19 protein-coding genes and 1 tRNA gene are annotated in these 17636 nt (G+C 57.6%); 18 read left to right on the top strand and 2 right to left on the bottom strand.

What is annotated here, in order from left to right; translation table 11 throughout:
* The 12 genes from rplR to rplQ all read left to right on the top strand — a co-directional run bounded on the left by rplR (position 1) and on the right by rplQ (position 7113).
* Entirely contained in the window at positions 1-372 is a 372-nt protein-coding gene (gene rplR, locus AC1AY0_RS02910) for a 50S ribosomal protein L18 (RefSeq protein ID WP_033890505.1), read from the top strand.
* Entirely contained in the window at positions 369-1097 is a 729-nt protein-coding gene (gene rpsE, locus AC1AY0_RS02905) for a 30S ribosomal protein S5 (protein ID WP_034534734.1), read from the top strand. Before rplR ends, rpsE begins: the two co-directional genes overlap by 4 nt.
* A gap of 5 nt (positions 1098-1102) precedes the next feature.
* Positions 1103-1288, top strand: coding sequence for a 50S ribosomal protein L30 (rpmD, locus tag AC1AY0_RS02900; RefSeq protein ID WP_033890761.1), 186 nt, complete (start codon positions 1103-1105; stop codon positions 1286-1288).
* A 2-nt stretch (positions 1289-1290) separates the two neighbouring features.
* Positions 1291-1743 carry a 50S ribosomal protein L15 gene (gene rplO, locus AC1AY0_RS02895; protein ID WP_034534735.1) on the top strand — a complete coding sequence of 151 codons (453 nt, stop codon included), beginning with the start codon at positions 1291-1293 and terminating at the stop codon, positions 1741-1743.
* A 191-nt stretch (positions 1744-1934) separates the two neighbouring features.
* Positions 1935-3275, top strand: a complete 1341-nt coding sequence (secY, locus tag AC1AY0_RS02890) for a preprotein translocase subunit SecY (protein ID WP_476503818.1) — start codon at positions 1935-1937, stop codon at positions 3273-3275.
* Between the two features lie 90 nt (positions 3276-3365).
* Positions 3366-3926, top strand: a complete 561-nt coding sequence (locus AC1AY0_RS02885; RefSeq protein WP_033890502.1) for an adenylate kinase — start codon at positions 3366-3368, stop codon at positions 3924-3926.
* 157 nt (positions 3927-4083) lie between these two features.
* A complete protein-coding gene (gene infA, locus AC1AY0_RS02880) occupies positions 4084-4302 on the top strand; it encodes a translation initiation factor IF-1 (protein ID WP_003808114.1) in 219 nt (72 codons plus the stop codon).
* A 21-nt stretch (positions 4303-4323) separates the two neighbouring features.
* Positions 4324-4437 carry a 50S ribosomal protein L36 gene (gene rpmJ, locus AC1AY0_RS02875; RefSeq protein WP_003814578.1) on the top strand — a complete coding sequence of 38 codons (114 nt, stop codon included), beginning with the start codon at positions 4324-4326 and terminating at the stop codon, positions 4435-4437.
* A 147-nt stretch (positions 4438-4584) separates the two neighbouring features.
* Positions 4585-4962 (top strand): 30S ribosomal protein S13, encoded by a 378-nt coding sequence (gene rpsM / locus AC1AY0_RS02870; protein WP_014484255.1) that lies wholly within the window; start codon positions 4585-4587, stop codon positions 4960-4962.
* Positions 4963-5048: 86 nt separating this feature from the next.
* Positions 5049-5447 carry a 30S ribosomal protein S11 gene (rpsK, locus tag AC1AY0_RS02865; RefSeq protein ID WP_003829907.1) on the top strand — a complete coding sequence of 133 codons (399 nt, stop codon included), beginning with the start codon at positions 5049-5051 and terminating at the stop codon, positions 5445-5447.
* Positions 5448-5527: 80 nt separating this feature from the next.
* Entirely contained in the window at positions 5528-6523 is a 996-nt protein-coding gene (locus tag AC1AY0_RS02860) for a DNA-directed RNA polymerase subunit alpha (RefSeq protein ID WP_033890500.1), read from the top strand.
* A gap of 92 nt (positions 6524-6615) precedes the next feature.
* Complete coding sequence (rplQ, locus tag AC1AY0_RS02855) at positions 6616-7113, top strand: 50S ribosomal protein L17 (RefSeq protein WP_033890498.1); 498 nt, start codon at positions 6616-6618, stop codon at positions 7111-7113.
* A 216-nt stretch (positions 7114-7329) separates the two neighbouring features.
* Here the strand turns inward: rplQ and truA are convergent, their stop codons facing one another.
* Positions 7330-8244, bottom strand: a complete 915-nt coding sequence (truA, locus tag AC1AY0_RS02850) for a tRNA pseudouridine(38-40) synthase TruA (RefSeq protein ID WP_033890496.1) — start codon at positions 8242-8244, stop codon at positions 7330-7332.
* A gap of 160 nt (positions 8245-8404) precedes the next feature.
* Between truA and AC1AY0_RS02845 the strand changes: the two genes are divergently transcribed.
* From AC1AY0_RS02845 to AC1AY0_RS02835, 3 genes are all read left to right on the top strand, one after another.
* Entirely contained in the window at positions 8405-10585 is a 2181-nt protein-coding gene (locus AC1AY0_RS02845) for a circularly permuted type 2 ATP-grasp protein (protein ID WP_033890495.1), read from the top strand.
* Between the two features lie 116 nt (positions 10586-10701).
* Complete coding sequence (locus AC1AY0_RS02840; RefSeq protein WP_033890494.1) at positions 10702-11502, top strand: transglutaminase family protein; 801 nt, start codon at positions 10702-10704, stop codon at positions 11500-11502.
* Between the two features lie 71 nt (positions 11503-11573).
* Positions 11574-11658, top strand: a tRNA-Ser gene (locus AC1AY0_RS02835).
* Positions 11659-11708: 50 nt separating this feature from the next.
* Here AC1AY0_RS02835 and AC1AY0_RS02830 read toward each other — a convergent pair.
* On the bottom strand, positions 11709-12452 hold the full coding sequence (locus AC1AY0_RS02830) for a hypothetical protein (RefSeq protein ID WP_476525950.1): 744 nt from the start codon (positions 12450-12452) through the stop codon (positions 11709-11711).
* Positions 12453-12706: 254 nt separating this feature from the next.
* Here AC1AY0_RS02830 and nusA point away from each other — a divergent pair, with 254 nt between their 5' ends.
* The 3 genes from nusA to rbfA all read left to right on the top strand — a co-directional run bounded on the left by nusA (position 12707) and on the right by rbfA (position 17619).
* Positions 12707-13762, top strand: a complete 1056-nt coding sequence (gene nusA / locus AC1AY0_RS02825) for a transcription termination factor NusA (protein WP_033890491.1) — start codon at positions 12707-12709, stop codon at positions 13760-13762.
* Positions 13763-14023: 261 nt separating this feature from the next.
* Positions 14024-16939 carry a translation initiation factor IF-2 gene (infB, locus tag AC1AY0_RS02820; protein WP_476525767.1) on the top strand — a complete coding sequence of 972 codons (2916 nt, stop codon included), beginning with the start codon at positions 14024-14026 and terminating at the stop codon, positions 16937-16939.
* A 152-nt stretch (positions 16940-17091) separates the two neighbouring features.
* Positions 17092-17619: a 30S ribosome-binding factor RbfA gene (gene rbfA / locus AC1AY0_RS02815; protein ID WP_101625702.1), complete on the top strand. Its 528-nt coding sequence runs from the start codon at positions 17092-17094 to the stop codon at positions 17617-17619.
* Positions 17620-17636 lie beyond the last annotated feature (17 nt).

The following is a 17636-nucleotide window of genomic DNA, read 5'->3' as shown; positions in this document are numbered from 1 at the left end:
ATGAGCGTTGCAATTCTCGGAAAGGGCAAGAAGGTCGCCCTCAAGCGCCGTCACGCACGTATCCGCAAGCGCATCTCCGGTACCGCCGAGCGTCCGCGCCTGGTGGTCACCCGCTCCAACCGCCACATGGTTGCCCAGGTGGTCGACGATACCAAGGGCATTACCCTGGTGTCCGCCTCCACCCTGCAGGCCGACTTCGCCGGCTTCCAGGGCACCAAGGTTGAGGCTGCCAAGAAGGTCGGCGAGCTGATCGCTGACAAGGCCAAGGCTGCCGGCATCACCGAGGTCGTCTTCGACCGCGGTGGCAACAAGTACACCGGTCGCGTCGCAGCTGTGGCTGAAGGCGCCCGCGAGGGAGGTCTTGCACTGTGAGCGACAACGAAGCAAAGGAAACCCAAGTGGCTGAAGAAACTCAGAACACTGTGGCGACCGAATCCAACAACGAGGACCGCAAGGGTCGTCGTGGCCAGCGCGGTGAAGGCCGTCGTGGCGAGCGTCGTAACCGTCGTGAGGAAAACCGCGGCGACGAACTGCTCGATCGCGTGGTGACCATCAACCGTGTGTCCAAGACCCACAAGGGTGGTCGTACCTTCAGCTTTGCCGCCCTCGTGGTGGTTGGCGATGGTAACGGCACCGTGGGCGTCGGCTACGGCAAGTCCCGTGAAGTCCCGGCCGCCATCGCTAAGGGCCAGCTGGACGCCAAGAAGCACATGTTCTCTGTGCCTCGCGTTCGCGGCACCATCACCCACCCGGTTCAGGGCCACGATGCTGCAGGCACCGTTCTGCTGCGTCCGGCTGCCCCGGGTACCGGCGTAATCGCCGGTGGCTCCGTGCGCGCCGTCATGGAATGCGCCGGCATCACCGACGTGCTGTCCAAGTCTATGGGCTCCGCCACCGCTGTGAACGTTGTTCGCGCTACTGTGGACGCCCTCAAGCAGCTTGAGGAGCCGGAGGAGATCGCCGCTCGTCGTGGCCTCTCCCTCAACGAAGTCGCTCCTGATGCACTGCTGCGTGCCCGCGCCGAAGGCATTGCCGAGGCTCGCAAGGCTCGTGAAGAGGCTGCTGCCAAGGCTGCCGAAGAGAAGGACGGTGAGTGATTATCATGGCTAAGAACCTGAAGATTACCCTGCACCACGGCCTCGTGAACCGTACCCCGGCTCAGCGTGCTACCGCCAAGACCCTCGGTCTGAACAAGATCGGCAAGACCGTTGTCCGTCCGGACACCCCGGCTAACCGTGGTCTGGTGAACGCCGTGCGTCACCTGGTCACCGTTGAGGAGGTTGACTGATTATGGCAGATAACGAAATCCTGCAGATGCACGACCTGAAGCCTGCTCCGGGCGCCAACAAGGACCGCACCCGCGTGGGCCGCGGTGAAGGCTCCAAGGGCAAGACCGCCGGTCGTGGCGCCAAGGGCCAGACCAAGCGCAATCATGTGCGTCCTGGCTTCGAAGGTGGCCAGCTGCCGCTGTACATGCGCCTGCCGAAGCTCCGTGGCTTCAAGAACCCGTTCAAGGTTGAGGCTCAGGTCATCAACATCGCCAAGCTCGTGGAGATCTTCCCCGAGGGCGGCGACGTGACCGCAGCTGACCTGGCGGCTAAGGGTGCCGTTCGCGGCAACGCCCCGGTCAAGATTCTGGGCGAAGGCGAGACCACCGTTGCTTTCAACCTCAAGGGTGTGAAGGCTTCGGCTTCCGCAAAGTCCAAGATTGAAGCTGCTGGCGGCTCCATCTCCGAGGACTGAGAGTCCTACGGGGAGCTGAAATAGCTCAGTAATAAACCCCCGATCGCCGATTGGTGAGCGGGGGTTTATTTGTATAGTCTGATAACAAATCTCGAGACATCGGTGTTTTAAGTAGGTACGTTAGACTATGCTCGTTCGATAGTTTGTGTATTTCGCGTGCTTTGTCGCACGTTATAGGGGAGGAAACCCAGGTGAGGACACTAATCCAGGCCCTGAAGACCAAGGAACTCAGGAAGAAGATTCTCTTCGTCCTGTTCATCATCATCATTTACCGTATTGGATCGTTCATCCCAACTCCGGGCGTGGATTACAATGTGGTCAACTCCTGCATGTCTAAGATTGGCAGCACGTCCCAAGAGAACTTCATCGGATTGGTGAATCTCTTCTCCGGTGGCGCAATGTTGCAGCTGTCCATCTTTGCTTTGGGCGTGATGCCGTACATCACCGCATCCATCGTTGTGCAGCTGCTTCGCGTGGTTATTCCGCGCTTCGAGGCTTTGCACAAGGAAGGACAGTCCGGCGAGGCCAAGCTCACTCAGTACACGCGTTACCTCACCATCGGTCTGGCTGTGCTGCAGTCCACCACCATTCTGGTTACCGCCCGCTCCGGCGCGCTCTTCAACTACCAGTGCGATCAGGTTATTCCGGACGGTTCCGTGTGGAACCTTGTTGTGATGGTACTTGTTATGACCGGTGGCACGGGCTTCATCATGTGGATGGCAGAGCTCGTGACCGATAAGGGTATCGGTCAGGGTATGTCCATCTTGATCTTCATGTCCATCTGCGCCGGCTTCCTGCCTCAGCTGTGGGAGATTGGTTACGGCACCAACGGTACCGATGGCAATTGGGGTAAGTTCGCCATCGTGGTTTCCGTGCTCGTCGTTATCCTGATCTTCGTCGACTTCGTGGAACTGTGCCAGCGCCGCGTGCCGGTTCAGTACACCCGCCGCATGATTGGTCGCAAGATGTACGGTGGCTCCTCCACCTACCTGCCGCTGAAGATTAACATGTCTGGCGTGATCCCGCCGATCTTCGCATCCTCCATTCTGGCCATCCCGACGCTGATCGCTCAGTTCGGCAAGTCTGACCAGTCTTGGGTCAAGTGGATCAACTCCAACCTGGCAAACACCACTTCCGTGTGGTACATCGCACTGTACGCACTGATGATTGTGTTCTTCTGCTTCTTCTACACCTCGATTACCTTCAACCCGGACGAGACCGCAGACAACATGAAGCAGTACGGTGGCTTTATCCCCGGCATTCGCGCTGGCAACGCCACTAGCCGCTACCTGACCTACGTAATGAACCGTCTCAACACCGTCGGTGCCGTCTACCTGCTGTTCGTGGCACTGATTCCTACCGTGTTGATTATGGCTCTTGGCCTCAACGCCCAGCTGCCGTTCGGCGGTACTACAATCCTGATTATTGCCGGCGTCGGCCTCGATACTCTGCGCCAGGCCAAGGCCCAGACCGAGCAGTTCCAGTACACCGGCTTCCTGCTTGAGAACGTGGATCACGTCGAAGGCAAATAGTCTGTAACGATGACGGCACGATAGGTCAAAAAGACCGTCGTGCCGTTTTACGTAACTCATAACCGATAACGAAACACAAAGGAGACCACCATGCGTCTGCTCATCATGGGACCTCAGGGCGTTGGCAAGGGCACTCAGGCTGCTCTGCTCGCCGAGCACTTCAATATCCCGACTATCTCCACTGGCGATATCTTCCGTTACAACATCAAGAACAAGACCGAACTGGGTCTTGAAGCCATGAGCTACACCGACAAGGGTGAGCTGGTTCCGGACTCCCTGACCAATAAGATCGTCAAGGATCGTCTCGCCAAGGAAGATTGCGCCAACGGCTGGATTCTTGATGGCTACCCGCGTAACGCTGCCCAGGTCGAAGCCCTCGACCAGATGCTCGAAGAGCTGGGCACTCCGCTTGACCATGTCGTGGCTCTCGAAGCCGACCGCGAAGTGCTGCTGGAGCGCATGAAGAAGCGTGCCGCCGAGCAGGGCCGTGCCGACGATACGCCGGAGGCCATTGCTAAGCGTCTGGAAACTTACGAGAAGGAAACCGCCCCTCTGCTGGACATCTACAAGTCCCGCGGCCTGCTGGTTCTCGAGAACGGCGTAGGTGAAATCAGCGAAATCAGCCAGCGCATCATTTCCGATTTGAAGTAATCGATACGATTACCATAGAATCTTTTCCGTACCCCTGTGCGACACGCCGAGTGTTGCGCAGGGGTACCTCTGTATACGCCCTTGTATATATTTGACATTTGGTGTGTCTTCGTATGCACCCGTAGTAATTCGTCCAACGATAGGAAACCAGAGGCACATGGCAAAAGACGGTGTGATTGAAGTCGAAGGTCAGGTAGTGGAGGCATTGCCGAACGCGATGTTCCGCGTTGAGCTCGAAAACAAGCACATCGTGCTCGCCACTATCTCCGGCAAGATGCGTAAGAACTACATCCGCATTCTGCCTCAGGATCGCGTGGTGCTTGAAATGAGCCCCTACGACCTGAACCGCGGACGCATTACGTACCGCTATAAGTAAAGGTACAAGTAAAGGATAACCATGAAGGTCAGCCCTAGTGTGAAGCGAATCTGCGAAAACTGCCGCGTGATTCGTCGTCACGGCCGCGTCATGGTGATCTGCACCAACCCTCGCCACAAGCAGCGTCAGGGCTGAGAGCAGATTCTCCAGCGGCACAAGTAAATAAGGCACTCACTCACAGTGCTTCCCGAAAGGGAACGACACTGAACCACGGGTACGTAGGCCCGTGCCGGATTACCGGGCGAGCGGGTGCAAGACCTACGGCAACAAGAAGGAATCGCAATGGCACGTCTTGCCGGAGTCGACATCCCCAATGAGAAGCGCATCGAGATCGCCCTCACCTACATTTTCGGTGTGGGTCGCACTCGTGCCAAGGAAACGCTTGCCGCGACCGGTATCAACCCGGACATCCGCGTCAAGGATCTTACCGACGAGCAGCTGATTACGCTGCGTGACTACCTCGAGGCCAACTACAAGATTGAGGGTGATCTGCGTCGTGAAATCGATGCGGACATTCGTCGCAAGATTCAGATCAACTGCTACCAAGGCCAGCGTCACCGTAAGGGACTTCCTGTGCGCGGTCAGCGCACCAAGACCAACGCTCGCACCCGCAAGGGCCCGAAGCGCACGGTCGCCGGAAAGAAGAAGGCCACCAAGTAAGAGTGGCATGATCCGAGCCACGGGATGAATGTCATCCCATCGCCCGGGCACAATCAACAAAGTTCGTTACTAGGAAACGAGGGTCAATGGCAGCTCCAAAGCAAGCCGCTCGTAAGCCTCGTCGTCGCGATCGCAAGTCGGTCCCGGTCGGCCAGGCTCACATCAAGTCCACTTTCAACAACACGATCATTTCCATCACCGATCCGTCCGGCGCTGTGGTGTCCTGGGCCTCCGGTGGCGATGTCGGTTTCAAGGGCTCCCGTAAGTCCACGCCGTACGCTGCTGGTATGGCTGCCGAGTCCGCTGCTCGCAAGGCAATGGAACACGGTGTCAAGAAGGTCGACGTGTTCGTCAAGGGCCCGGGTTCCGGTCGTGAAACCGCTATCCGCTCCCTGCAGTCCGCGGGCCTCGAAGTCGGTTCCATCACCGACGTCACCCCGCAAGCCCACAACGGCGTTCGTCCTCCGAAGCGTCGTCGCGTCTGAGCACTCAGCAATACCAAATCAATCCAAAACCGCTTAACCGGTGAGTGCACCACCGAGTTCAAGCTGAAAGGATAACCACAGTGCTTATTGCACAGCGTCCGACTCTGACCGAGGAATCCCTGAATCCGCAGCGCTCCCGCTTCACCATCGAGCCGCTCGAGCCTGGCTTCGGCTATACGCTCGGCAACTCGCTGCGTCGCACGCTGTTGAGCTCCATCCCTGGTGCGGCTGTGACCTCTGTGCGTATCTCCGGTGCTCTGCATGAGTTCACCACTCTGCCGGGCGTCCAGGAAGACGTCACCGAGATTCTGCTCAACATCAAGGGCATTGTGCTCACCAGCGAATACGACGAGCCTGTGGTCATGTACCTGCGCAAGAGCGGCAAGGGCGAAGCTACCGCCGGGGATATCACCCCGCCGGCCGGCGTCACCATTGCCAATCCGGATCAGCACATCGCTACCCTCGCTGAAGATGGCGAGCTCGAGATTGAGTTCACCGTCGAGCGTGGCCGTGGCTATGTGCCGGCTCAGATGAACAAGCAGGACAATGGTGAAATTGGCCGCATTCCGGTTGATTCCATCTACTCCCCGGTGCTCAAGGTGAGCTACAAGGTTGAGGCCACCCGTGTGGAACAGCGCACGGACTTCGACAAGCTCATTCTGGACGTGGAGACCAAGCCCGCCATCTCCCCGCGTGATGCGGTGGCTTCCGCTGGTTCGACCCTGGTGGAGCTCTTCGGCCTGTGCCGTGAGCTCAACACTCAGGCCGAAGGCGTTGAAGTTGGTCCGGCCCCGGTGGCCGAGGAGACCAACCCTGAGATGGCTGTTCCGATTGAGGACCTCAACTTGACGCAGCGTTCTTACAACTGCCTCAAGCGCGAGGGTATCCACACCATCGGTGAGCTTGTCTCCCACACCGAGCAGGACCTGCTCGACATCCGCAATTTCGGTATGAAGTCGATCGATGAGGTCAAGGAGAAGCTGCAGGCTTTGGGCCTGAGCCTCAAGTCCTCGCCGATGGCCTTCGACACCAATAATCTCGAAGGTGGCACTTTCTTCTCGCCGGAAGACGAGTGATCTGCCTCTTTTGACAAACCGTCCGTAATGGCATGCGGATGTTCGGGCATGTGCCCACCTGCATGCCAGGCGGATAATAAGGAGTAAACCCAATGCCTACACCTAAGAAGGGCCCGCGTCTGGCTTCCAGCCCTGCGCACGAGCGCCTCATGCTGGCAAACATGGCGACCAGCCTGTTCCAGAACGGCCGCATCACCACCACCCTGCCGAAGGCCAAGCGTCTTCGTCCGCTGGCTGAGCGTCTGATCACCTTCGCCAAGCGTGGTGATCTGCACTCCCGCCGTCGTGTGATGCGCGTCATCCGCAACAAGTCCGTGGTGCACGTTCTGTTCACCCAGATTGCCGAGCAGATGGAACAGCGTGAAGGTGGCTACACCCGTATCGTCAAGATCGCTCCGCGCGTTGGCGATTCCTCCCCGGCTGCCATCATCGAGCTCGTGACCGAGCCGGTGGCTAAGAAGGCTGTCGTGAAGGAAGCTGAAGCTGCTACCAAGGTTGCTGACGAAGCTCCGGCTGCTGAAGCTGCTGCTACCGAGGCTCCGGCTGAGGAGACCGCTGCTGCTGAGGCTCCGGCCGAGAACGCCGAGTGAGCATCTCGCTGAATTAGCGCTTAGCTAAGCAAAGAGGGTTGGAATCCAAGTGATTCCAACCCTCTTTTGCGTATGCGCACATAAAGCTCTGCAATTTTCCCACGGTGTGGCAATTTTCCCACGGTGTGGTATTGCAAAACGGCTTTATTCTGCGGTTTATGCTGTTCCGCGAATAAATGGTTTACCACACCGTGGAGCTTTTGCTGCATGGTGAGCCTACGGCAGTGTGCGCACGGCGCGGATGGCTTCGGCTCGCGTGGCCAACTGGTCATCAGCAGGATAGGCAATGTGCTCTAACGTCAATCCCTGCGGCGCAATCGGACCACTTGATCCCTCGCGCACTGGGTCAGCCATTTTTCCGGCGAACCAATCCAAAGATTTACGGCCGGAGCCAACCTTGACGCATGAACCGACCAAAGAGCGCACCATATTGCGCGCAAAGGCATCAGCCACAATCGTAAATACCAGTAAACCGGACTCCAACGAAGGTGTCCGATACGTTTCACCCATCGCCAAACCATCCGGTACCAGTGGAGTAGCCGGCACCCGCCGCCAATATGCGGTTTTCACTTCGCGTATCGTCGTACCTCCAGGATTCGGCGTTGCAAACGAGCCAAAATCATGCAGCCCTATCGTCATTGCTGCAGCTTGATTCATCACATCGATATCCAGCGATTCATCCACGCGCAGTACACAGCCTCGCAACCGTGGATCAACCTCACTTGAGCGATCGGCCACACGATACACATATGTGCGTTCCAAAGCAGAGAATCGTGCATCAAAACCATCTGGTGCCGCGGATACCTGATGGATCACAATGTCAGCAGGCAGTACAGCCTTCAAACGTCGTGCCAAAGCCTCGCAGACCGACACATTCATATGACCCATGCAGCGGGCCAACACATCATCGCTGACGTCCAAATGCGCCACCTGATGCGAGGCATGCACGCCGGTATCCGTGCGACCGGCCACCGTGAGACGCAACGGTTCATCGGTATCATTTACAGGCACTCGCAGTACTTTATGCAACGCGTCTTCAATCGTGCCCTGAACGGTACGAAGTTCGGGCTGGCGAGCCCAGCCGAAGAATCCGCCGCCATCATATGCAAGGTCAATTCGCAGTCGTGTCATAGCCCACCATCTTAACGAGAGCAGCGCCGCGAGTGACCTGCCCGTAACAAACCAGCACATTTGATGAAACGGTGCGGCCCTAGGTTATAACCATCAAACCCAGTCGCGGTGGGTAGGCGTGAGCGCGCGCCAAAGCCGCAACAGCAAGGAGCATGGCACGATGATTGAATCAGCCGCACACAAGCTGGCCCATGAATTGGTGAACCGCCGCGAAGCGATCAACCGTGAGTTGTCTCGAAACGGTGTGCGTTTCGGCATTTATAAGAACAACGAGTATCACGACCGACTGTTTCCTTATGATCCGGTTCCGCGCATCATCGAATCCGATGAATTCGATGAGCTGGAGAAGGGCTTGAAGCAGCGCGTCAATGCGTTGAACGCCTATCTGAAAGACATCTATTCGGATAAATCAATCATCCACGATGGCGTAGTGCCGGAAGAATATGTGTACACATCGGCTGGTTACTTCCCACAGGTGAACGGCGTCACTCCTCCCGGTGGGATTTTTGCGCATATCGCCGGTGAGGATCTGGTACAGGGCGAGGACGGGCGCTGGTGGGTGCTTGAAGATAACCTGCGCATTCCTTCCGGTGCCAGCTACCCGTTGTTCGTGCGCGATATCGAGCGCCGCATCTCTCCACGACTGTTCCGCGATGTGCGTATTCGAGACAATCGTGAATACCCTCGACTGCTGCGCAAAGCTATGGATTTCGTCTCCACTGAAGGCATCGCTGTGGTGTTGACTCCAGGGCGCTACAATTCTGCGTTCTTTGAGCACGCCTATTTGGCGGAGAAAACCGGTGCCGCCCTTGCCTTCCCCGAAGATCTTGAGGTTGTGAACAACAAGGTGTTCTTCCTTGACTACGCCGGCAAGCGTCACCGCGTAGGCGTGGTGTATCGCCGTCTGTCCGATGAGTATTTGGATCCGTTCGCTTTCAACCCGGATTCTGTGATCGGTGTGCCGGGAATCCTGTCTGCCTACCGCGCGGGCAATGTGGCCATTGTCAATGCGCCCGGTAATGGTGCTGCAGATGATAAGGCCATCTATTACTTCGTGCCGCAGATGATTAAGTACTACCTCGGTGAGGAGCCTATTCTGCACAATGCGCCCACATATATGCCAATGTTCGAGGCTGACCGTAAGGAAGTGCTCGATCGCATGGGTGAGCTGGTCATTAAGGATGTGGCTGAGGCCGGTGGTTATGGTGTGGTGTTTGGCTCTTCTCTGGATGCCGCCGCACGCGAGGAACTGGCCGATCGCATCAAGGAAGATCCGCGCCGATTCATTGCACAAGAGGTCATCCAGTTCCGTGATATTGATGTGGTTGACCCGCAAACTGGCGAAATGTCGCCGCGCAAATGCGATTTGCGTGCTTTTGTGGTGACCGGCAAGAGCACTCACGTATGGTATTCCGGTCTGACTCGCTACTCGTCGGTACCCGGCCAGATGATCGTGAACTCCTCTCAAGGCGGCGGTTTCAAGGATACTTGGGTGTTGGCTCCTGAAACCGGTGTGGAACATGAGCTCGGTGCCGAGGTACAGATCGCGAACCTGTTGAGCCAGTCCCGCCACCATTCGCTCTCCTTGGTGACCGCTTCCAAGGCGGACAACCTGTACTGGCTAGGCCGTTACACCGAACGCGCCTTCACTACACTGAACCAGTTCTTCCCGTTCTATGACCGTGTGATGGATACTGATGTGGATGCCTTCCGCCCGTTTGCTCATGCGCTTGATTTGCCGGAAGACTTTGAAGACTTCGACGAGTTCGTCAAGAGCTTCCTTTACGACGGCTCCAATCCCGATTCCGTGCGTTCCGCGGTCACCGCAGCATTCAATAACGCGGTGATCCTGCGTCCGGAACTGAGCTCTCGCCTGCTGCAGTATGTGGAGCTGGCCATGACCAACATCACCGATGCAGCCAAGAAGGCCGCCGATGCGGATGATATTTACAATCAGCGCGACATCGCCGACGACATGCTCGCCTTCTGGGGAGGCATTGAAAACTCGCCGGTCGATCCCACACTGAAAGCGTTCGTATTCATTGGCAAGTACTTGGAGCGTATCGACCTGTATACGCGCTTCGGCCTGTCGATGGAAGAAATGGATGCTCCGCTGCGGAAGCTCGCGTCTTATTCGATGGTGCTGGACGGCATGCCATTGCCGAGCTGCTTCGCAGATGGCTTGAGCTGGCTGGTGGGCCAGCTGCCGGCTCGCGGCTACGATCAGGTAGCTACGCTGCTCAAGAAGTATCTCGATGACTATTCAGGTCGTGTCAGCGCTTTGGCAATCAAGGACATGGGCTCGTTGAGCGCCATGAATATGGATGCCAAGCGCTTCTGACGCGTTGCAATGCTATGGTGAGATGCGGCAGGCTGGGCTACTCATAATAATGGAGCTTTGCGAGCCGCATCCACTGGAATTGCATCACCTATATTGCTGATATCGCAGGAGAAGTTGTGAAAAAACTCGTATTCGACTATGAGATGAAGCTCTCGTTCAGCTCTCCTGTTACCGATCATCGATTCCAGCTGCGTTGCATTCCGGCTACCGGCCCTCGCCAGCAGGTGATTGATGTGGAGGTTAAACTCCAGCCTGACGTTGAACTTGATACCACGATTGATTCCTTTGATTCCGTGGTCATGACAGGTTTTATTCCTGAGCCGCATGATGTGTTCAGCTACTCGGTAACTGGTATTGCGTTTGTGGACAACGCGCACATCAAGAAGGAAATCTACAAGCCGCTGTATCGCTTCAATTCCGCCCTGACCATTCCCGGCCCGTGCGTGGAAGCGATGATTGATGTGTGCGGCAAGCGTCTGGCCAAGCTCCCGGAGGATGCAACTCCAGTGCAGCGCGCCGTTGAAGTGATGGACGAAGTCTATAAGGCCTTCGTGTATACGCCAGGTTCCACAACGATTCGTACCACCGCCGAACAGGCGCTCGCTCAGCGCAAGGGCGTCTGCCAGGATTATGCCCATGTGATGCTGTCCGTATGCCGCCATGTTGGGCTCACCGCCCGATACATCGCCGGTCTGCTTGGGGGAGAAGGCGCCACACACGCGTGGGTGGAGGTCTATCAGGGCGGTCGTTGGATTGGCTTGGATCCGACTCATAACCGCATGGTTGACGATAACTACATCACCATCGCTCATGGTCGCGATTACCGTGATTGCATGCTCGATATCGGTATCTTCTCTGGATATAACGTTGAGCAATCCCAATGGGTCAATGCTTCGGTGCATGAGCAGATTTCGTGATGAGCGACAAACCCGACTTGCCTCGTCGGCAAAGTATGGCATAATAAACAAGTTGCCTTTATGGGCAGCATGGATGAATGTCCGAGCGGTCTAAGGAGCACGCCTCGAAAGCGTGTGAGGTGAAAGCCTCCGCGAGTTCGAATCTCGCTTCATCCGCCTTTAAGGGTCCCGGTTTCCGGGGCCCTTTTTTGTGTTTATGAGTTTCGTTACTCAAACAATGCGGCATCGCTGCTGGGATAGCCGAGCTGCATGGCCGTATAGGCATGCTTGGCCACCAATGCAGCCAGAATCATCGTGGTATCGGTATCAGGCTTCGCTTTGGTGCTGGTCACGGCCTCTATCTCGGCGCGGGCGCAATCCATTTCGATAGCCGCCGTGGTAGGTACGTTCTGCTCACTGGCTTTGTCCGCAATGGTGACCGGATTGGCGAGCAGATTTTCGATGGCATACACCTTTTGACGAGGATCGGTATGCGCCGAGGAGTGCATGGTGTCAACTAGAGATACCAATTGCTGGGCTGCGGTTTTGTGCATATCGCTCAACGGCAAGGTTGCTCCAGCGGTTGCTCCGCGCGCGGCAAGAACTTCAATAGCGAAGCCGGCACGGTCTTCAGCAAGAGCCATAGCATCCAGCGCCGATGCACTGATGGAAGCAGTGGTGACACCATCAAGGCGAGCAGGAGTCACCTCAGGAGCAGACTGGCCATACTTATCCGCCAATAGAGCAACTACCATCTTGGATTGGGCATTGTGCAAGGTGCCTTCGGCAAAGCGATCCGTGCAGTGGCCGGCAACATCAATCCAAGCCAATGGCGCGGCAAGCTCGGTGACGTAATACTGCAATTGCGGCGTACCTTGAGGCGGCGTATTGCCGGCACGTGCCGTGGTCAGAGCTTTTTCGCAGGGACTGAGCTGTTGTTCGGCTTCGGCGCGCCCAGCCAGACGAGGCATGGAGCATGCGGATAACGCGCACAGCATAGCGCTGGCGCATAGTGCGGCCACTAGTTGTTCGCCGTGGCGCTGGGTATAACGCATGAGAGATGATAGAGCACTCCCGATGTGTGGGTCTTCACTCCTGCGAATGGCGGTGCAGGGCGATGCCGAATCGGAACTAGGGGAGTGTGTCTGCATGGAAAACTAGACTAATAGCAAACTGTGACCATTCAAGGCCATGCGCCACATAACTTCATAGGAGGTACGGATCGATGGAACTGGACCTGACAGGAATGCACAAGCTCGCAGCCGAGCAAGGAATCGAACCGGAGACTCTTGATGAGGCGCTGGCTGAAGCTCTTCGCCTCGCTTACCTCAAGACCCCGCACGCGGCCAAGCATGCGCGCGTGGAGCTGGACGAGCGTTCCGGTAGCTTCACCGTGTGGGCCGCCGATGAGATTCCGGTGGAACCCACTGAAGAAGACCCGTACCCTGCTCCGAAGCTGGGTGAAGAATATGATGACACCCCGCATGATTTCGGCCGTCTTGCCGCTGCCACCGCGCGTCAGGTCATCACCCAGCTGTTCCGTAAGGCAGAAGATGAAAAGATCTTCGGTGCATTCTCCGGTCAGAAGGGCAAGCTGATTACCGGTATTGTGCAGCAGGATGTTTCCGATTCCTCTAACGTGCATGTGGCTATGGGCGATGTTGAAGCCCTGCTGCCTCGCCGCGAGCAGGTGCCGGGTGAGCGTTACCGCCACGGCGAGCGTATTCGCGTGTACGTGGTGAACGTGGCTCGTGGTATTCGTGGCCCGGAAATCGTGGTATCCCGCTCTCATCCGGAGCTGGTGCGCAAGCTGTTCGAGCGTGAGGTGCCGGAACTGGTTTCCGGTGCTGTGTCCATCATGGCCATTGCTCGTGAGGCCGGCGCTCGTACCAAGATTGCCGTCAAGGCCAACACCGAGGGTGTGAACCCGAAGGGCGCACTGATTGGCCCCGGTGGCTCCCGCGTGCGTGCGGTGATGGAAAACCTTGGCCCGGAGAAGATCGATATTGTTGACTACTCCGATGATCCGGCCAAGTTCGTGGCCGCTGCACTTTCCCCGGCCGTGGCAACCGGTGTGCAGGTGATTAGCGAAAAGAACAAGACCGCCATCGCCTTCATCCATGACGATCAGCTTTCGTTGGCTATCGGCAAGGAAGGCCAGAATGCTCGTCTTGCCGCGAAGCTCACCGGCTGGAAGATCGGCATCGAATCCGCTGAGGCTCATGCGAAGAAGGTTGCCGCTGAGCAGGCAGCTCGTGAGGCTGCCGAGCCGCAGAACTGAGTGATCTGCTGCAAGTTAGGTATATAGACTGCCCAAAGACCGCGAATTGTACCGACAATGGTACGGCTCGCGGTCTTTGTTATGCTATCCAGCGCTATGAGTATGCTTGATTGGCGTATGTGGGTTGTCGCAGTGTGCGTAAAATCGCCCGCACAAAAGCGAGGTAACACGATCATGGTCGAACGATGAGACAGGGTAGGCTTGCCGTCATCACCAACTGACCGCGCTCTTGTACGCGTGGTCACAGAATAGGAGTAATTAGTGGGGAAACCACGCGTTTATGAATTAGCCAAGGACTTGCACGTCGACAGCAAGACCGTTCTTGAGAAGCTCAAGGACATGGGAGAGTTCGTCAAGTCCGCTTCTTCCACCATTGAGCCGCCGGTGGCTCGTCGTCTGAAGGCTGCATTCGCCAAGGATAACGATAAGAGCGGCGATAAGGGCAATGCTAAGCCCGCAGCTGCAGATCCGCATAAGCCAGCTGCACCGAATACGACTCCGGCTGCCGCTGCACGCAGCGCCAAGAGCGCACAGGCTACGCCGGCTGCTCAGCAGAATAGCCAGAATACTCAAAATCATCACGCAACGCCGACTCCGGGTGCTCGTCCTGCACGTCCGGGCCAGGGCAATGCACGCCCGCAGAGCGGTGCTCGCCCGGCAGCTCCGTCTCCGGCACGTCATGGCGGTCAGCACGAAAACCGTGAAGGTGCTCGTCCGGCACGTCCAGGCCAAGGTCGTCCGAACGGTGGCCAGCCTGGTCAGCATCAGAACAACCGCAATGGTTCCGCTCGTCCGGCTCCGCACGGCAACGCTGGCGGCAACGGTAATAATGGTGGCAACAACGCTGCCTCCAATGCTATTCCGCGTCCGCACGCTCAGGGTCCGCGTCCGGGCAATAATCCGTTCTCCCGCAAGCAGGGCATGCATACGCCTACGCCGGGTGATATTCCGCGTCCGCATCCGATGGCTCGTCCGACTGCTGAAGGTGGCCGTAATGGTCGTCCAGGCCGTCCGGGCCAGGGACAAGGCCAGGGCCGTGGCTTCCGTGGCGGTCGTCCGGGCCAGGGCGGTCCTCGTCCAGGCCAGTGGGGCCATAACCGTCCGGGTCAGGGCGCTGGCGCTCAAGGCGGTGCCCAGGGCGGCGCACGCGGTGGTTTCCGCGGCGGTGCCGGTGGCAACAACTTCCAGGGCGGCGGTGCTCCGAGCAACGGTCCCGCACGCGGTGGCGGCCGCGGTGGTCGCGGCGGTGCTGCAGGTGCATTCGGCCGTCAGGGCGGTAAGTCCTCCAAGGCTCGTAAGAACCGTCTGGCAAAGCGTCAGGAATATGAGGAGCTGAAAGCACCGACCATTGGCGGCGTTCGCATTCCGAACGGCAATGGTCAGGTTATTCGTCTGCGTCAGGGTGCTTCTCTGGCTGATTTGGCCGAGAAGATCAACGTCAATCAGGCTGCCCTGGTGACCGTGCTCTTCCACTTGGGCCAGATGGCTACCGCTACCCAGTCACTGGATGAAGAGACTTTCCAGATTCTGGGCGATGAGATCGGTTGGAAGATTCAGCTGGTTTCCGCTGAGGAAGAGGATAAGGAGCTGCTCCAGCAGTTTGACATCAACCTTGATGAGGAAGAACTGCAGGATGATAAGGATCTGAAGCCTCGTCCGCCGGTTGTCACCGTTATGGGCCATGTCGATCACGGTAAGACCCGACTGCTGGATACTATCCGTAAGACCAACGTCATCGCACGCGAGGCCGGTGGTATTACCCAGCGCATCGGTGCATATCAGGTTACGGTGGATCTTGACGGCGAAGCCCGCAAGATTACCTTCCTCGATACCCCTGGCCACGAAGCATTCACCGCAATGCGTGCCCGTGGTGCAGAGCTCACTGACGTTGCCATCCTTGTGGTTGCCGCTGACGATGGTGTGATGCCTCAGACCGTTGAGGCCATCAACCACGCTCAGGCAGCTAAGGTGCCGATTGTCGTGGCTGTGAACAAGATCGATGTGCCTGGCGCCAACCCTGATAAGGTTCGCGGCCAGCTCACCGAGTTCGGTTTGGTTCCGGAAGAATACGGTGGCGACACCATGTTCGTCGACATTTCCGCCAAACAGAACATCAACGTGGACAAGCTCCTCGAAGCTGTGCTGCTCACGGCCGATGCAGAGCTCGATCTTCGTGCCAATCCGAACATGGACGCCCGTGGTGCCACCGTCGAAGCCCGACTCGACAAGGGTCGTGGTGCTGTGGCCACTGTGCTGGTTCAGCAGGGTACGCTGCACGTTGGCGATGCCATCGTGGCCGGCACCTCCTACGGCCGCGTCCGTGCCATGCTCGACGAGAATGGTCACACGATGGAGGCCGCAGGTCCGTCCACACCTGTTCAGGTGCTTGGCCTGACTTCCGTGCCTACCGCAGGCGATCTCTTCCTCGTGGCTTCCGATGATCGTGCGGCCCGCCAGATTGCTGAGAAGCGTCAGGCTACCGAGCGCGCCGCCCAGCTGGCAAAGCGCCGCAAGGTCGTTTCCCTCGAGGACTTCAAGAAGAAGTTCGCCGAGTCCGAGATCGACATGCTCAACATCGTCATCAAGGGCGATTCCTCCGGTTCTGTCGAGGCGCTGGAAGATTCCTTGATGAAGATCGAGGTGTCCGACGAAGTCGGCATCCAGGTTATCCACCGCGGCGTTGGTGCGATTACCCAGAACGATGTCAACCTGGCTACGGTCGACAAGGCCGTTATCATCGGCTTCAACGTGCGCCCGAACCGTCAGGTCGCCGACCTCGCCGAGCGCGAGGGCGTGGAGATCAAGTACTACTCGGTCATCTACCGTGCGATCGAAGACATTGAGGCATCCCTCAAGGGCATGCTCAAGCCGGAATATGAAGAGGTCGTCACCTCTCACTCCGAGATTCGCGAGATCTTCCGCTCCTCCAAGTTCGGCAACATCGCCGGCGTTATGGTGCAGGACGGCGAGGTCAAGCGTGGTACGAAGTGCCGTATTCTGCGCAATGGCGTTGCCACCGTCAACGACCTCGAGATCTCCTCGCTGCGTCGCTTCAAGGACGATGTCCAGTCCGTCAAGGAAGGCTACGAGGCCGGTATCAACCTCGGTACCTTCAACGACATCGAACTTGGCGACATTATCGAGACTTTCGAGATGCGCGAGGTTGAACGCAAGTAGTTCATGATGCGTATAGGCCCCCTCTGACGAGGGGGCTGTCAGCCGCAGGCAGACTGGGGGAGAGCCCTTTCTCATAGGTTCTTCCCACATCTGGCCTACGTTCGGCAGCCCTCTCCGATCAGAGGGGGCCAAATTATTGAAAGGAAACCCTTATGGCAGGAACCAACCCCCGTGCCGCACGCATTGCAGCGTTGATTCAGCGCGTTGTAGCCTCCTCCATCGAGCGTGAGCTGCATGATAAGCGTCTGACCAACATCACCGTCACCGAAGTGCGTGTGACCAACGATTTGCAGATTGCCAAGATTTACTGGACTCAGCTTGGCCACGAAGGCAAGGAAGCAGGAGAACGCAAGCGCGCTCAGCAGGCTCTTGACCAGGCCAAAGGCCATCTGCGTTCCCTGGTCGGTCACAAAGCTGGCCTGCGTCTGACCCCTCAGCTGCAGTTCGTGTTCGATGAAGTGCCCGGCGAGGCTCACGAGATCGAAGATATTCTGGCTTTGGCTCGCAAGCGTGATGAGGAACTCGCAAAGGCTCGCGCCACCGCCCAATACGCTGGTGATGCCGACCCATACAAGCACGATGATGAGCCTGAAGACGATTCGAACTTCGAAGACGACCTTGATTCCGATGATGATGCGGACGACTTCGAAGACGATTCCGTGGACTCCTCCGAAGAATAAACTGTCAACCCAGCCGA

This window comes from Bifidobacterium sp. LH_416 (genome assembly GCF_056357055.1).
This window is presented reverse-complemented; position numbering and strand designations above follow the sequence as displayed.

Bases quoted from the DNA above. Each gene is read 5' to 3' on its own strand.
- rpsM (WP_014484255.1), top strand. From the start codon at position 4,585: ATGGCACGTCTTGCCGGAGTCGACATCCCCAATGAGAAGCGCATCGAG.
- rplO (WP_034534735.1), top strand. From the start codon at position 1,291: ATGGCAGATAACGAAATCCTGCAGATGCACGACCTGAAGCCTGCTCCG.
- AC1AY0_RS02830 (WP_476525950.1), bottom strand. From the start codon at position 12,452: ATGCCTCGTCTGGCTGGGCGCGCCGAAGCCGAACAACAGCTCAGTCCC.
- rpmJ (WP_003814578.1), top strand. From the start codon at position 4,324: ATGAAGGTCAGCCCTAGTGTGAAGCGAATCTGCGAAAACTGCCGCGTG.
- AC1AY0_RS02885 (WP_033890502.1), top strand. From the start codon at position 3,366: ATGCGTCTGCTCATCATGGGACCTCAGGGCGTTGGCAAGGGCACTCAG.
- rplQ (WP_033890498.1), top strand. From the start codon at position 6,616: ATGCCTACACCTAAGAAGGGCCCGCGTCTGGCTTCCAGCCCTGCGCAC.
- nusA (WP_033890491.1), top strand. From the start codon at position 12,707: ATGGAACTGGACCTGACAGGAATGCACAAGCTCGCAGCCGAGCAAGGA.
- rpsK (WP_003829907.1), top strand. From the start codon at position 5,049: ATGGCAGCTCCAAAGCAAGCCGCTCGTAAGCCTCGTCGTCGCGATCGC.
- truA (WP_033890496.1), bottom strand. From the start codon at position 8,244: ATGACACGACTGCGAATTGACCTTGCATATGATGGCGGCGGATTCTTC.
- AC1AY0_RS02845 (WP_033890495.1), top strand. From the start codon at position 8,405: ATGATTGAATCAGCCGCACACAAGCTGGCCCATGAATTGGTGAACCGC.
- infA (WP_003808114.1), top strand. From the start codon at position 4,084: ATGGCAAAAGACGGTGTGATTGAAGTCGAAGGTCAGGTAGTGGAGGCA.
- rpmD (WP_033890761.1), top strand. From the start codon at position 1,103: ATGGCTAAGAACCTGAAGATTACCCTGCACCACGGCCTCGTGAACCGT.
- rplR (WP_033890505.1), top strand. From the start codon at position 1: ATGAGCGTTGCAATTCTCGGAAAGGGCAAGAAGGTCGCCCTCAAGCGC.
- rbfA (WP_101625702.1), top strand. From the start codon at position 17,092: ATGGCAGGAACCAACCCCCGTGCCGCACGCATTGCAGCGTTGATTCAG.